The organism is Nocardia sp. NPDC056952, from assembly GCF_042674185.1.
In the GTDB taxonomy this organism is placed as follows: domain Bacteria; phylum Actinomycetota; class Actinomycetes; order Mycobacteriales; family Mycobacteriaceae; genus Nocardia.
Window position 1 is genome coordinate 186,896 of the sequence record NZ_JBHURA010000009.1, and the last position, 14,053, is coordinate 200,948.

15 protein-coding genes and 1 pseudogene are annotated in these 14,053 nt (G+C 66.9%); 6 read left to right on the forward strand and 10 right to left on the reverse strand.

The window, feature by feature from the left end:
* Positions 1-9 precede the first annotated feature (9 nt).
* A complete protein-coding gene (gene erm / locus ACFTS5_RS27105) occupies positions 10-834 on the reverse strand; it encodes an ErmE/ErmH/ErmO/ErmR family 23S rRNA (adenine(2058)-N(6))-methyltransferase (protein WP_378636224.1) in 825 nt (274 codons plus the stop codon).
* Between the two features lie 433 nt (positions 835-1,267).
* Here erm and ACFTS5_RS27110 point away from each other — a divergent pair, with 433 nt between their 5' ends.
* Entirely contained in the window at positions 1,268-2,101 is an 834-nt protein-coding gene (locus tag ACFTS5_RS27110) for a hypothetical protein (protein WP_378636226.1), read from the forward strand.
* Between the two features lie 75 nt (positions 2,102-2,176).
* Here the strand turns inward: ACFTS5_RS27110 and ACFTS5_RS27115 are convergent, their stop codons facing one another.
* Positions 2,177-2,521 (reverse strand): DUF6401 family natural product biosynthesis protein, encoded by a 345-nt coding sequence (locus tag ACFTS5_RS27115; protein WP_378636229.1) that lies wholly within the window; start codon positions 2,519-2,521, stop codon positions 2,177-2,179.
* 157 nt (positions 2,522-2,678) lie between these two features.
* Between ACFTS5_RS27115 and ACFTS5_RS27120 the strand changes: the two are divergent.
* A pseudogene (locus tag ACFTS5_RS27120) lies at positions 2,679-3,979 on the forward strand (NtaA/DmoA family FMN-dependent monooxygenase).
* A 157-nt stretch (positions 3,980-4,136) separates the two neighbouring features.
* Complete coding sequence (locus ACFTS5_RS27125) at positions 4,137-4,418, forward strand: hypothetical protein (RefSeq protein ID WP_378636231.1); 282 nt, start codon at positions 4,137-4,139, stop codon at positions 4,416-4,418.
* 1 nt (position 4,419) lies between these two features.
* On the opposite strand, the gene ACFTS5_RS27130 is transcribed toward ACFTS5_RS27125, so the two are convergent.
* The gene (locus tag ACFTS5_RS27130; protein WP_378636234.1) at positions 4,420-5,601 is read right to left on the reverse strand and encodes an acyl-CoA dehydrogenase family protein; all 1,182 of its coding nucleotides are present in this window, start codon (positions 5,599-5,601) and stop codon (positions 4,420-4,422) included.
* A gap of 98 nt (positions 5,602-5,699) precedes the next feature.
* Between ACFTS5_RS27130 and ACFTS5_RS27135 the strand changes: the two genes are divergently transcribed.
* The gene (locus tag ACFTS5_RS27135; protein WP_378636236.1) at positions 5,700-6,842 is read left to right on the forward strand and encodes a cystathionine gamma-synthase; all 1,143 of its coding nucleotides are present in this window, start codon (positions 5,700-5,702) and stop codon (positions 6,840-6,842) included.
* Positions 6,843-6,933: 91 nt separating this feature from the next.
* On the opposite strand, the gene greA is transcribed toward ACFTS5_RS27135, so the two are convergent.
* Together greA and ACFTS5_RS27145 are read right to left on the reverse strand one after the other, a co-directional pair.
* Positions 6,934-7,425: a transcription elongation factor GreA gene (gene greA, locus ACFTS5_RS27140; RefSeq protein ID WP_056813695.1), complete on the reverse strand. Its 492-nt coding sequence runs from the start codon at positions 7,423-7,425 to the stop codon at positions 6,934-6,936.
* A 258-nt stretch (positions 7,426-7,683) separates the two neighbouring features.
* Positions 7,684-8,145 carry a DUF4307 domain-containing protein gene (locus ACFTS5_RS27145; protein ID WP_378636239.1) on the reverse strand — a complete coding sequence of 154 codons (462 nt, stop codon included), beginning with the start codon at positions 8,143-8,145 and terminating at the stop codon, positions 7,684-7,686.
* 120 nt (positions 8,146-8,265) lie between these two features.
* On the opposite strand from ACFTS5_RS27145, the gene mca reads away from it, so the two are divergent.
* Both mca and ACFTS5_RS27155 read left to right on the forward strand, forming a co-directional pair.
* Positions 8,266-9,132 carry a mycothiol conjugate amidase Mca gene (mca, locus tag ACFTS5_RS27150; RefSeq protein ID WP_378636242.1) on the forward strand — a complete coding sequence of 289 codons (867 nt, stop codon included), beginning with the start codon at positions 8,266-8,268 and terminating at the stop codon, positions 9,130-9,132.
* The gene (locus ACFTS5_RS27155; RefSeq protein ID WP_378636354.1) at positions 9,132-9,377 is read left to right on the forward strand and encodes a hypothetical protein; all 246 of its coding nucleotides are present in this window, start codon (positions 9,132-9,134) and stop codon (positions 9,375-9,377) included. Before mca ends, ACFTS5_RS27155 begins: the two co-directional genes overlap by 1 nt.
* Here the strand turns inward: ACFTS5_RS27155 and ACFTS5_RS27160 are convergent.
* The 5 genes from ACFTS5_RS27160 to eat form a co-directional block, all read right to left on the reverse strand.
* A complete protein-coding gene (locus ACFTS5_RS27160; protein WP_378636244.1) occupies positions 9,374-9,547 on the reverse strand; it encodes a hypothetical protein in 174 nt (57 codons plus the stop codon). The genes ACFTS5_RS27155 and ACFTS5_RS27160 overlap by 4 nt on opposite strands.
* A gap of 92 nt (positions 9,548-9,639) precedes the next feature.
* Entirely contained in the window at positions 9,640-10,038 is a 399-nt protein-coding gene (locus ACFTS5_RS27165) for an NUDIX domain-containing protein (protein WP_378636247.1), read from the reverse strand.
* A 75-nt stretch (positions 10,039-10,113) separates the two neighbouring features.
* Positions 10,114-10,950 (reverse strand): ethanolamine ammonia-lyase subunit EutC, encoded by an 837-nt coding sequence (eutC, locus tag ACFTS5_RS27170; protein ID WP_378636249.1) that lies wholly within the window; start codon positions 10,948-10,950, stop codon positions 10,114-10,116.
* Positions 10,951-11,009: 59 nt separating this feature from the next.
* Complete coding sequence (locus tag ACFTS5_RS27175) at positions 11,010-12,422, reverse strand: ethanolamine ammonia-lyase subunit EutB (protein WP_378636252.1); 1,413 nt, start codon at positions 12,420-12,422, stop codon at positions 11,010-11,012.
* 46 nt (positions 12,423-12,468) lie between these two features.
* Positions 12,469-13,896, reverse strand: coding sequence for an ethanolamine permease (gene eat / locus ACFTS5_RS27180; protein WP_378636254.1), 1,428 nt, complete (start codon positions 13,894-13,896; stop codon positions 12,469-12,471).
* Between the last annotated feature and the right edge of the window lie 157 nt (positions 13,897-14,053).

The following is a 14,053-nucleotide window of genomic DNA, read 5'->3' on the forward strand; positions in this document are numbered from 1 at the left end:
CGACTCCCGTCAGCAGGTGAGCATCGAGTGCAGATCCACCCACTGGTCCGGGTGGACATAGGCGACGACAGCGTTGTGGTCGATGCCGGCGGCGGTCAGCGCTTCGTCGACGCCTCGGTAGCGGGTACGCAGCGAAGCGCGCACCGTGCCACCGATACCGGAGTAGCCGGTTCGCACCAGCTCGGTGTAGGAATCCTGTTGTCGCACAAGTGGTTCCGGTCTCCTGGTGATCCGCAAGATCGCCGAATCGACCGACGGGACCGGGCGAAAGCTGTGGCGAGGTACCTGCCCGTGGAGTTCCCAGCAAAACCACGGCCAGGTCGTCGCGGTCAGTAGGCTCCAGCGGCCGTAGTCGCCGGTGCGTTTGCGGGCGTATTCGCGCTGGGTGAGCAGTGTCGCCGAGGTCAGGGCCGGTGCGGTCAGACACCAGTCGACGATCTCGGCGGTCACGGAGAACGGGATGTTGCCCACCACGGCGAACGGCTCACGGGGAGCCCTGGCCTTGGTGAAATCGCCACGGACGACGCGGATTCCGTCCTCGGACCGGGTTCGTGCCGAGAGCTTGGCCGCGAGCAGTGGATCGATCTCGTACGCGGTGACCTGAGCGCCCCGGCGAGCCAGTGCGTGCGTGAGAACGCCTTCGCCCGCACCGGGCTCGAGAACTGTTCCCGCCGGATCGGCCACCGCCACTATCGAGTCGACGGCGGCACGATCCACCAGAAAGTTCTGGGACAGTGTTCTTCTCGCGTGGTCACGGGCGGTCCGACCGCCACTCTTGCCGGTGACCTTGCGCTGAGTGTGTGAGTAGTTTCGATGTGCGAAATCCTGCGCCACGGCAGTTGCCCCTTCGGGTCTTCGAGTCGAATGAGTCTCGAAGGGCCCTGGGCGCGCCGGTGGACGCCGATGAAGTTATCCGCGTCCGCTAGCGGGCCAGAGCCCGGTTGTAGCGGAGACGAATGAAGTAGTGGCACGACATGCGACCGACTCTAGGAAGCGGTCGAGAACCGGGCAACCGAATTTCGGACCGGCGCCGATCGGCACGCCGACCAGCACCGCCGCGGTGGCCTCCCTGTCCGGCGCAACTGTGCGGCCGCCGGCATGCCGAGCGCGAGCCCCCACCGAGATCCGTGGGTCACAGTGGCTCTGACCGGCCGTGAGCAAATTTATCGCAACTGTGCGGATTCGATGAGAATTACCTGGGTAAACAGCAAAAACAGGTGCATCGGCAATTCAGCCGCACTGATCGGAATGAGCGAAAGGATAGGCCGTGGATACCTCCGTCATTGCGATAGATTTCCAGCAGGGCTTGACCGACGCATGGAGTTCGGTCGCGCAGTTCGTCCCCAAAGCGGTGGCATTCGTCGCCATTCTTCTCGTCGGCTGGATCATCGCGAAGGTGGTCGCCAAGATCGTGAACGCGGTGCTGGAACGTGTCGGATTCGACAAGCTCGTCGAACGTGGCGAACTGCGGAAAATGATGTCCCGCAGTAAATATGACGCCTCCGACATCATCGCCAAGATCGCCTATTACGCGATTCTGTTGATCGCGTTGCAGATCGGTTTCGCGGTGTTCGGGCCGAACCCGGTCAGTGCGCTGCTCACCAGCATCGTGGCGTGGCTGCCCAAGGCTGTGGTCGCGATCGTCATCGTGGTGATCGCCGCGGCGATCGCTCACGCGGTGAGCGATCTCGTCTCCAACGCGCTCGGTGGGCTGTCCTATGGGCACATGCTCGGCCGGATCGCGGCGGTGTTCATCTGGGGTATCGGCATCATCGCCGCGCTGAACCAGATCGGTGTGGCGACCTCGGTGACCACCCCGGTCCTGATCGCCGTGCTCGCCACCATCGGCGGCATCCTGGTGGTCGGCGTCGGTGGCGGCCTGGTCAGGCCCATGGAACAGCGCTGGAGCAATTGGCTCGGCAACCTGGAATCGGAGATGCCCGCGATGAAGGGGCATGCCCAGGCCTACCAGCGTGGCCGTGAGGACGCCCTGCGGCAGGGCGAGCAGGTGGCGCCGAGTGCGGCCGAGCAGGCGCGGGTCACGCCCGGCGCGCCCTACCCCGGAGGAGAGCCGGGCTGGGGCGGCGAAACCGTGCGGTAATCACGTGCGGTAATCAACGGCCATCGGCGCACCGTCACCTTCGGGTGGCGGTGCGCCGATGTCGTCGGTGGGGTATCAGTCGGCGGCGTACGCGCACACCGCGGCCAGGCGTAACTGCAGCCAGTCGGCGTCGTGCCAGTTGTCCGGCGCACCCGCGAAGAACCCGTCGGCCCGCTCGGCGAAATGGTCGAGCAGTCCGCGGACATAACCGGCGAGCAGAATGATGAGCGGCACCCGGGCCGAATCGTCGACGCCGAGATCGAGAATGTCGCGCACCGCGGCGGCATGCTGGTCGAGCTGGGCGGACAGTCTGGGTACCACCGCGGCGACGGCAGCCGCGGGTGCTCCGAACTCGGTGTTCAACTGCTGTAATTGTCGTTGCGCCGAGAGTTCGAGCAACGCGGGACCTGGCGCAAACATTGCAATATGGTAGCAATCTCTCCGTCGCTGATGAAATTGGATCGATTCAAGATCAATAGCGTGACCAGGCGAATAGGGCGCAACATTTCCGCGGTCGATCGAATTCGGTTGAGCGCAACCATGGTCGCTCGCCCAGTACCCTGCTGGACTGTCGAGCATGGGCAGCGAACGTCGGAAATTGAAGACCGTCACCGGGGTCAGCGGATCGCGCGATGTGTACGCCGCGGCACTGGACCCGACCCGTTCCACGCTCGAGGAAGGTATCCGGATCGCGCGGATCGCACAGCAGAACAAGATCGGTGCGATCTTCGCGGCGGACCTGCTCGGTTTCGGCGCCCAGGGGGCGATCGGCGCGCAGGAACCACTGATCCAGCTCGCCGCCCTCGGCGCGGTGACCACCGATGTCGGCCTGATCGCCACCGTGTCCACGACCTTCCATCATCCCTATAACCTGGCCCGGCTCTTCGGCACGCTCGACCACATCAGCAATGGCCGCGCGGCCTGGAACGCGGTGACCTCGTCGCTGGGCGAGGAGAACTACGGCGACCGCGATCTACCGAGCCCGGAGCAGCGCTACGCGCGCGCCACGGAATCCATCGAGGTGGTCAACGCGCTGTTCGACAGCTGGCGACCGGGCGCGCTGCGGCCGGACGGCGCGGGGGCGCGATCCTGGACGAAACGCTCGTGCGGCCGATCGACTTCGCCGGACAGCATTTCTCCGTCCGCGGCCCGCTGAACATCCCGCCGCTGCCCCAAGGCAGGCCGGTGCAGTTCCAGGCCGGTCAATCCGCGGGCGGCGTCGAACTCGGCGCACGATTCGCGGAGGTGGTGTTCACCTCGCTCTCGACGCTCGAGGACGCGATCACCTATACGAAGAAGATCCGCACCCGCGCCACCGAGTTGGGCAGGCCGGACGGGCTTCCGCTCATCTTCAGTTCCTTCCACGCCACCTACGGAGCGACGGAGGAAGAAGCCCGCAGATTGGTTCGCGAGGCCGCGGAAGCCACCGATTTCGAGGCGGGGCGCCGGCAACTGGCCGACATGCTGGGTGGCGGCATCGACCTGTCCGAGCTGCCGCTGGACAAACCCATTCCGGAAACGCTGCTGCCGCAACTGGATTCGGTGCACCGGCGCCGTGGGCGGGTCGAGATATTCGCCAAGCTCGCCGCCTCCGGCGCGACGCTGCGGGAACTCGTCATCGCCGCCAAGGACACCGGCCACTGGGCGGCGGCGGGCACGCCCGAACAGCTGGCCGACGCGATCGAGGAGCGCTATCGGGCGAATGTGCTCGACGTGATCTCCCTCGGCGGATTCACCGACGAGCGCACCCACGATTTCGTCGTCAACGGTCTGCTGCCCGAGCTGCGTCGCCGGAAGCTGCTCGACACCGATTATCTGGGCGCGACCTACCGCGAGAATCTGGAACTGCCCGCGCCGACCTCGGCGACGAGGGCGTAGCCGGCGAGATGTGATCGAGATCGCGGACTTGCGTGAACCGGGCGTCCGATGGACTCTGAATGGGTATAACCGTTCCGAGACAACTTTCGGCAAACCAGCTCGGCGAGCGAAGGGATCCGCAGTGCAGGTCACCGACCCGGCCGTTCACCTGTTCGGCATGAGCACGGTAATCGCTGCTAGCGCAGGGTATTCGGCGCAGTCGAGGATTTCCTGCGCCTGGCGCCGCTCACCCTACGCGCCGTTGCTCGGTCGTCTCGCCGCCGCGATCTTCTGGGGTTGCGGCAGTGTGGCCGGGCTGACCGTGCTCGGCATTCCCACAGCGATCACCGTGCCGATCGCGCTGACGGTGCTCACCGTGGTGATCGTGATGCTCGCCGCGGCTTTCGCCGGCGGCATGATCAGGCCCGCGCCGAGGCCGAGCCTGTCGGCCCGACCCTGAGCTACCGGAACGCGTTGGCGTCGGTGAGCGCCTTGCCGATGACCAGCTGGTGCACCTCGGCGGTGCCCTCGTAGGTCAGCACGGACTCCAGGTTGTTGGCGTGCCGGAGCACCGGGTAGTCGAGGGTGATCCCGTTGGCGCCCAGGATGGTCCGGCATTCGCGAGCAATCGCGATGGCCTCGCGCGTGCTGTTCAGCTTGCCCGCGCTGATCTGCTCGCCGGTGATCTCGTGCCGATCCTTCAATCGGCCCAGGTGCAGGGCGAGCAACTGTCCCTTGCCGAGTTCGAGCGCCATATCGGCCAGTTTGGCCTGGGTGAGCTGATAGCCCGCGAGCGGCTTGTCGAACACCTCGCGGGTGCGGGCGTAATCGATCGCGGAGCTCAGGCAGTCGCGCGCTGCGCCGAGCGCACCGAAGATGATGCCGAATCGCGCCTCGCTCAAGCACGCCAGCGGCGAACTGAGCCCCCGTGATTCGGGCAGCACGGCATCGGCGGGCAGGCGCACGTCGTCGAAATCCAGTGCGGCGGTGATCGATGCGCGCAGCGACAGCTTGCGATGGATCTCACGGGTGGTGAAACCCGGTGTGCCAGCGGGCACCAGGAAGCCGCGCACCCGCGGCTTGTCCGCGCCGGGCTCCTCCGCATACGCCCAGACGACGGCGACGTCGGCCACCGACCCGTTGGTGATCCACATCTTCGACCCGTTCAGGACCCAGTCGTCACCGTCGTGGCGCGCCCGCGTGCGCATGCCGCCGGGGTTGGACCCGAAATCGGGTTCGGTGAGCCCGAAGCACCCGATCACCTCACCGGCCGCCATCGCGGGCAGATACTGCTGCTTCTGCTCTTCGGAACCGAAGAAATGAATGGCCGCCATCGCCAGCGAGCCCTGCACCGACACCATGCTGCGCACGCCGGAGTCGATGGCTTCGAGTTCCATGCACGCGAGGCCGTACGCGGTGGCCGACGCGCCCGCGCAGCCGTAGCCGTCGAGGTGCATGCCGAGCAGCCCGAGCTTGCCCAGTTCCGGTGCGATCTCGCGGACCGGGAACGTGCCCTCCTCGAACCAGTCGGCCAGGTGCGGTCGCAGCCTGCGTTCCCCGAATCGCGCCACTGTGTCGCGGATTTCGCGCTCCTCCGACGACAGCAACGGATCGATGGCGAACAACTCTTCGACAGTGACCATGGCGTGAGCTTAACCGCAGTACCAGCCCCGAAACCGACACTTCGACCAGCCCGATACCCCCGCGATCGCACCCGGAGCAGGCCAACTAGTCTGAGGTGATGAGTGAGCTGGGATTCTCCACCAGGGCCGTGCACGCCGGATACGAACCCGATCCTCAGACCGGTGCGGTCAACGTGCCCATCTACGCGAGCTCCACCTTCGCCCAGGACGGCGTCGGCGGCATGCGCGGTGGCTACGAGTACGCGCGCACCGGCAACCCCACCCGCACGGCGCTGGAAGCCAACCTCGCGGCCCTCGAATCGGGCAGCTACGGGCGTGCCTTCGCCTCGGGCATGGCGGCCACCGACTGTGCGCTGCGCGCCATGCTGCGCCCCGGCGATCACATCGTGATCCCCGACGACGCCTACGGCGGCACCTTCCGGCTCATCGACAAGGTCTTCAGCCAGTGGGGCATCGAGCACTCGCCCGCCCACATCGCCGACCTCGACGCGGTGCGCGCGGCCATCCGCCCCAACACCAAGCTGGTGTGGATCGAGACGCCGACCAACCCGCTGCTGAGCATCGGCGACATCCCCGCGCTGGCCGATATCGCCCACGAGGCCGACGCGAAGCTGGTGGTGGACAACACGTTCGCCACGCCGTACCTGCAGCAGCCGCTGCTGCTCGGCGCCGACGTGGTGCTGCACTCGACTACCAAGTACCTCGGCGGACACTCCGACGTCGTCGGCGGCGCGCTGATCACCAACAGCGCCGACCTCGACAAGGACTTCGCGTTCCTGCAGAACGGCGCGGGCGCGGTCCCCGGCCCGTTCGACGCCTTCCTCACGATGCGCGGCATCAAGACCCTGGCCGTGCGCATGGAGAAGCACTGCGACAACGCCGAGGTGATCGCGGAGTTCCTGACCAACCATCCGGCCATCTCGCAGGTCATCTACCCCGGTCTGCCCACGCACCCCGGCTACGAGATCGCGCAGAAGCAGATGCGCCGCAGCGGCGGCATGATCTCGGTGCGCCTGGCCGGTGGCCGGGAAGCGGCGCTGAAGTTCTGCTCGCGGACCGAGATCTTCACGCTGGCCGAATCGCTGGGCGGTGTCGAATCGCTCATCGAACACCCCGGTGCCATGACCCACGCCAGCACCGAGGGTTCGGCGCTGGAAGTCCCCGCCGACCTGGTCCGGCTCTCGGTCGGCATCGAAGACATCAGCGATCTCCTCGCCGATGTCGAACAGGCGCTGAGCTGAGCGGGACCCGACACACATGACGAAGCGGCCGCATCCGGTATCCGGATGCGGCCGCTTGCGTTCGGGTTCTGAACGTACGGGTTCAGCGAGATCAGCTGTGGTACGGCTCCGCGCTGACCAGCGTCACCTTCATGGTGTTGCCGTTGGGGAGTGTGTACTCGCGGGTCTCGCCCACCTTGGCGTCGATCAGCGCCCCGCCCAGCGGCGAGTTCGGCGAGTAGGCCTCGAGGCCGGTGGCGCCGAGTCCCTCTTCGCGGGTCGCGATCAGGAAGGTCTCGGTATCGCCCTCGTCGCCGTCGTAGTAGACGGTGACGACCGAGCCCGGCAGCGCCACACCGGATTTGGTGGGGGCGACGCCGACCTTGGCGTTGTTCAGCAGTTCCTGCAGCTGGCGGATACGCGCCTCCTGCTGACCCTGCTCTTCACGCGCGGCGTGGTAGCCACCGTTCTCCTTGAGGTCGCCCTCTTCGCGGCGCTCGTTGATCTCGGCGGCAATGACCGGACGATTGGCAATGAGCGAGTCCAACTCGCCCTTGAGCCTGTCGTGCGACTCCTGGGTAAGCCAGGTCACATTCTCGGTCATCTCGATCACTCCCTAGTAGTTGTTCCCGGCGCACCGGGATTCCCTGAAACCAGCGCGAAACCTCCCGGAGGAGGGCATGCACCAGCCCGACGGCTGGAGCGATCCTGGGGGTGAACCCGATACCCGCAAACAGCACCGCTGGCCGCCAATGCAGCAAACACGGCTCCGAACCCCGGAACCGTGTATCAGCCCATTTTAGCATGTCTCACAAAAATGCAGGTCAGCCTAGTCAGGCGGGCTATTCGCGGTGCTGGCTCACTATTCGCTGGTGCGCAAATACCCAGGAATCTGGTCGCTGCAACCATAAATATCGCCCGCCGAAGCGCGTGTCGACGACTTCACCGTAGTGCTCACCTGCACGCTGGTCGAGTCCGAGCCCGGTACGAGTACTTCGCGCCGGCCCACCTCGGTGCCGTCGCGGTCCATCGCCCGCACGAAGCAGACCACGGCCTGCTGTGGGTCGTCGCGGGTGACCTTGATCCGCATGTCCAGCGTGGCGTCGTCGACGACCACGTAACCCAGCTGCTCGGTCTCGATCGCCTTCGGGCCATATTTCTGGAAGCCGAGATAGGCCACCGCGAAGCCGGCCGCCACCACGCCGACACCGAGCAAAACCATCAGCCACAGGCGACGCGCAGGTGGTTTCGTGCCATATCGATCGGCGTGTCGCGCTGCTGCGGCGGCCGAGGCCGCGGCGGAGTCCGGTGCGGGCTCGGTCATCGTTTTCGCGCTCCCGGGGGTGGTCGGAACAAACAGGGGGTCGGATGGAACTATAGGTAACGACATCTGACACCCGCGAGCGAGAGCGACGGTGAACGAGAAGTGAGTGGCCTTCGCCTCATGGCAGTGCACGCCCACCCCGACGACGAATCGAGCAAGGGCGCCGCGACGACCGCCAGGTACGCCGCGGAGGGCGTCGAGGTGCTCGTCGTGACGTTGACCGGCGGCGAGCGCGGCAGCATTCTGAACCCGGCCATGGACACCCCCGGCGTGCTGGACCGGATCAACGAGGTCCGGCGCGAGGAGATGGCCGCGGCCGCGCACGCGCTCGGCGTGCGTCAGCACTGGCTGGGATTCGTCGACTCGGGCCTACCCGAGGGCGACCCACTGCCGCCGCTGCCGGAGGGCTGCTTCGCGCTGGTGCCGCTGGAGGAATCCACCGAGGCGCTGGTGCGCGTGATCCGCGAGTTCAAGCCGCAGGTGATCACCACCTACGACGAGAACGGTGGCTACCCGCACCCGGACCACATCCGCTGCCACGAGGTCTCGATGGCCGCGTACGAGGCGGCGGGCGATCCCACGAAGTTCCCCGAGGCGGGCGAGCCGTGGACGCCGCTCAAGCTCTACTACGACCACGGCTTCAGCATGAAGCGCCTGGAAGCCTTCGCCGAGGAGTACGAGCGCATCGGTGAACCGTTCCCGCTGCAGGAGTGGCTGGACCGGATGAAGCAGTACATGTCGGAGCGCGGCGACATCATGGGCCGCGTCACCACCCAGATCGAATGCTCGAAATACTTCCCCCAGCGTGACGACGCCCTGCGCGCGCACGCGACCCAGATCGATCCCAACGGCGCGTTCTTCGCGATCCCGTTGGAGATGCAGCAGCGGCTCTGGCCGACCGAGGAGTTCGAATTGGCCAAGACGCGCGTGTCCACCGCCATCCCGGAGACCGACCTGTTCGCCGGCATCGAGGACAACGACCGGTGATGTTGGTCTACCTCGCACAGCAACCGACGGGCCCCGAGTTCGGCAAGGCCTCCCCGCTCGGCCTGCTGGTCATCCTGATCCTGCTGGCAGGCACGGTGCTGCTGGTCCGCTCGATGAACAAGCATCTCAAGGGGCTGCCGGAAACGTTCGAACCCGAGCACCCGGAACCGGATCAGAAGGCCGACGACGGCACCGAGCCCGGTGTGATCGCCGTCGAGGAATCCGAGCCGAAGCAGAACTCCTAGCGCGCCGCGGCGAGGTCGGCGACGAGTTCGCCGACCAGGTCGCGCGCGGTGGCGGCGTGTTCGGCCACCGACCGCGGCGCGCCGCCGGCACTCAACTCGATCATCGTGTTCAGCAGGCCGAACAGCGCGACGAGCTGACGTAGGGCGGCGCGGCGTTCGGACACTGTCATCGGCGCGGTGGTTATCGGCAGGTTCACGACTATGGGATCGTCACTGTTCACAGGTTCGTTTCTGCCGATACCCAATCGACGCCGTGCGCGAACTACCAGTCGATCAGGTCGAGTTCGTGCAGGCGCCGGAACACCATCATCGAACCGGGCGCGACGTGCTCCATCGCGGCGTATTCACTCACGGTGAAGTAGCGGAATTCGGCGATTTCGCCGGTGGCGTGGGGTTCGCCGGTGAGTTCGGCACGGAAACAGGTCATGTGCAGGCCGGTGTTGCGACGGTGCCCGAAAGCCTCGGCCTCGAAGACGCCGAACTCGGCGACCCCGGCCAGGCCGACGCCCAGTTCTTCCTCGATCTCGCGATGTAGCGCCTGTAAAGGGGTCTCGCCGGGGTCGATCTTGCCGCCTGCCATGTAGAAGACATCTTTGCCTTCGGGACGCGTCTGAATCAGCCTGCGGTCGCGGACATGGGCGAGGGCGGCGGTGCGGATCATGGGGATCACTCTAGGGAGCGTTCGGCCCCGTCTCGTGCCGAACGTGCTCCGCGTCACGCTGGTGTCTGGGTCAGCTCACCGAGACGATGCCCGCGGCGGCGCGTCGACGGTCAGCGTTTCGGCCGCGGCCAGCGAGTCGGTACGCGAGGTGTCTTTGAGGTCGACTCCCGAGCGGCCGAGTGCGCGGGCCCCCGCGACCAGCCCTGCCACCACGCGGGCGGCGTCGGCGTAGGTGAGGCCGTCTGGTGGGTGGATGTTGGAGACGCAGTTGCGTTCGGCGTCCGCGCGGCCGGGGCGCGGTAGGTGGGTCAGGTAGATGCCGAGGCTGTCGGCGACCGAGAGGCCCGGGCGCTCGCCGATCAGGACCAGAACAGTGCGCACGCCCATGGCTTCGCCGATGTGGTCACCCAGCGCCACTCTGGCCTGGGTGGCGATCACCGGTGGGGCCATGGTGTAGCGGTCGCCGAGTTCGGTTGCCAGGGCGGCGAGGAGATCGGGGGCGTGCTCGGACAGTGCCAAGGGGGACAGCCCGTCGGCGAGAACGAAGCCGATGTCCGCGCCGGTGGCGGTGACGGGGGTGAGATCGTCGGGCACCCGGCCGAGATCGGGGCGGCGCAGGTACTCGGCGCGATCGGCCGCCCTGCTGGCTACGGTGACCGGAGTGCCGAGGCCGAGTGCGGCGATGTGCTCGGTGAACGTCGCGACATCGAGAGGAAGGTGCACGGCGTCACGGGCCGCGGCGTGTGCGGCGCGCAAGGCGAGGACGTCGGTCGTCGGCAACGCGTCGCCCGTGCGGCCGAGCCCGATTCTGGCTTGCGTACTGCCCCGGAGATCTCGCCAGAAGTCTTCGGCGACAGGCGATCGCGTCTCGTGCGCGGCAGCGACCGGTGGGGCCGGAACAGGTGGGGTCACAGGCGGTTCCGTTTCTGCGTCGATGTTCGTGAGCGGTTCGTCCGGCTGACGCGGTGCGCTCATCGAGTGGCTGTCAGGGCTCGCAGGGGTGAGGACAGCGGTTCCACCTGTCGCACACGGCCGTTCGCGTCGAGCATGCCGAGGCCCGACAGCCAGGCCTCGAATTCCGGTGCGGGCCGCAGGTTCAGGACCTGGCGGGCATACAGGGCATCGTGGAACGACAGGCTCTGGTAGCCGAGCATCACGTCGTCGGCGCCGGGCACCGCGATGACGAAGGCGCAACCGGCAGCGCCCAAAAGGGTGAGCAGGGTGTCCATGTCGTCCTGGTCGGCCTCGGCGTGATTGGTGTAGCAGACATCCACGCCCATCGGCAGGCCGAGCAGTTTGCCGCAGAAGTGGTCTTCGAGTCCGGCCCTGATGATCTGCTTGCCGTCGTAGAGGTACTCCGGTCCGATGAAGCCGACGACCGTGTTCACCAGCAGCGGTCGCAGATCCCGGGCCACGGCGTAGGCGCGCGCTTCCAGGGTCTGCTGGTCCACGGGCCGATCGCCGACGCCCAGATGGGCATTCGCGCTCAGCGCCGACCCCTGGCCGGTTTCGAGGTACATCACGTTGTCGCCGACAGTGCCGCGCTGTAGCGATCGTCCCGCCTCGTTCCCCTCCCGCAACAGCGAAATGTTCACGCCGAAGCCGGTATTGGCACCCTCGGTGCCCGCGACGGACTGGAACACCAGGTCCACCGGCGCACCGGCCTCGATCAACCCGATGGTCGTGGTGACATGGGAGAGCACGCACGACTGCGTCGGGATGTCGAAGCGCGATCGCACCTCGTCGAGCAGATGCAGCAGATCCGCGGTGGCCTGCGGCGAATCGGTGGCCGGGTTGATCCCGATCACCGCGTCGCCACAGCCGAGCAGCAGCCCGTCCAGGGTGGCGGCGGCGATCCCGCGCGGATCGTCGGTCGGATGATTGGGTTGCAGCCGTGTGCTCAGCCGGCCGGGCAGGCCGATGGTGGTGCGGAATCCCGCGGTCACCTCGGCCGCCTTGGCCACCGCGATCAGGTCCTGATTGCGCATGATCTTGCTCGCCGCGGCCACCATCTCCGGCGTCAGCCCCGGCGACACCGCGGCCAGGGTCGCCGCCGAATCCTCGGTGGCGGCGACGGCGAGCAACCAGTCCCGCAGCCCGCCGACCGTCAGGTGCGCGATCGGCCCGAAGGCCACCCGGTCGTGACTGTCGATGATCAGCCGGGTGACCTCGTCGGTTTCGTACGGCACCAGGGCCTCGTTCAGGAACGTGGTCAGCGGTACCTCCGCCAAGGCCCACTGCGCCGCGGCACGTTCGGCGTCGGTGGCGGCCGCGCAGCCGGCGAGTTCGTCGCCGCTGCGCAGGGGCGTGGCCTTCGCCATCAGGTCGATCAGACCGTCGAAGGTGTGGGTCGTGACGCCGATTGTGCTGCGGTACACGGTCATCGGGTCCCTTTCGAAAGAATGTGCCGGCCTGTGTATCCAGGGCGTGCTACTCCAGTTCGGATTCCGCCTCGGCGATCGCCGCGAACTCCTCATCCGGCGACTTGGCGACCAGGTGTTTGCGACTGTAGAGCCCGAAGTAGGCCATGAAGGCCACGAACACACCGAGGGTCCACAGGGCGGCCGTCGGATCGACCAGGAAGGTCGCGGCTACCGACGCGGCCGCGATGACCAGTGCGAACCCCGTGGTGGCGATGCCGCCGGGGGTGCGATACGGGCGCGGCATGTTCGGTTCGCGCCGGCGGAGCACGATGTGGCTCACCATCATCAGCACGTAGCTCACGGCCGCGCCGAACACCGCCATGTTCAGCAGCATCGCGCCCTTGCCGGTGAGCGAGAGAGCGAAGCCGATGATGCCGGGCACGATCAGCGCCAGCATCGGGGCCTTGCGGGAGTTGGTCACCGACAGGACCGTCGGCAGGTAGCCGGCGCGGGAGAGCGCGAAGGTCTGGCGGGAGTAGGCGTAGATGATCGAGAAGAAGCTGGCGACCAGACCGGCAAGGCCGATGTAGTTGACCACCTTGGCCGCCGAGCTGTCGCCCAGCGCTTCCACGAGGGGGTTGCCCGAGGCGGACGCGCTCTGGGCACCGAGCGCGCCGGTGACCAGGAACAGCACCACCGCGCCGGTGACGCACAGCAGCAGCATCGCGACGATGATGCCCTTGGGCACGTTCTTCTCCGGCTCGCTGGCTTCCTCGGCGGCCAGCGGTACGCCTTCGACGGCGAGGAAGAACCAGATCGCGAACGGGATGGCGGCCCAGATGCCCAGGTAGCCGAAGGGCAGGAACGACGATGATCCGGTGGCCTCGGGATCGGCCGCGATGTTGGTCAGGTTGGCCGCGTCGAACTTGCCCACGGCCGCGAAGGCGAAGATCGCCAGACCCACCAGCGCGATCGCGGTGATCACGAACATCGCCTTGAGCGCCTCGCCCGCCCCGGCCAGATGGATGCCGATGAACAGCGCGTAGACCGCCAGATACACCCACCAGCCGTCGGTGATCCCGAACAGGTTCAGCGATTCCACATAGGCGCCGATGAAGGTGGCGATGGCCGCGGGCGCGATCGCGTACTCGATGAGAATCGCTGTGCCGGTGGCGAATCCACCCCACGGTCCGAGCGCTCGCCGGGCGAAGGTGTAGCCGCCGCCCGCCGCGGGCAGTGCCGAGGACAGTTCGGCCATGCCGAGCACCATCGCCAGATACATCGCGGCGATGACGATCGTGGCGATCAGCAGACCGCCGAATCCGCCCTCGGCGAGACCGAAGTTCCAGCCGGAGAAGTCGCCGGAGATCACGTAGCTCACGCCGAGGCCCGCGAGCAGCACCCAGCCCGCCGAGCCCTTGCGCAGGGTGCGTTTGGCGAGATAGTCGTCGACCGGTGCGCCCTCGCCGGTGGCGGGGCTGATTTCTGTACTCACTTCGAGCTCCTCATCAACAAACAGATGCGCGTTCGACCGGCCACGGTGCTCGTCGAAGGTTGAAGAATGATTGACGACTGTTACGGCCGTGGATCCGTCAGGTCAGCGGTGCGTATCGATCACCGCTGACCTGCGGAAACGAACTGATTACGGGTGT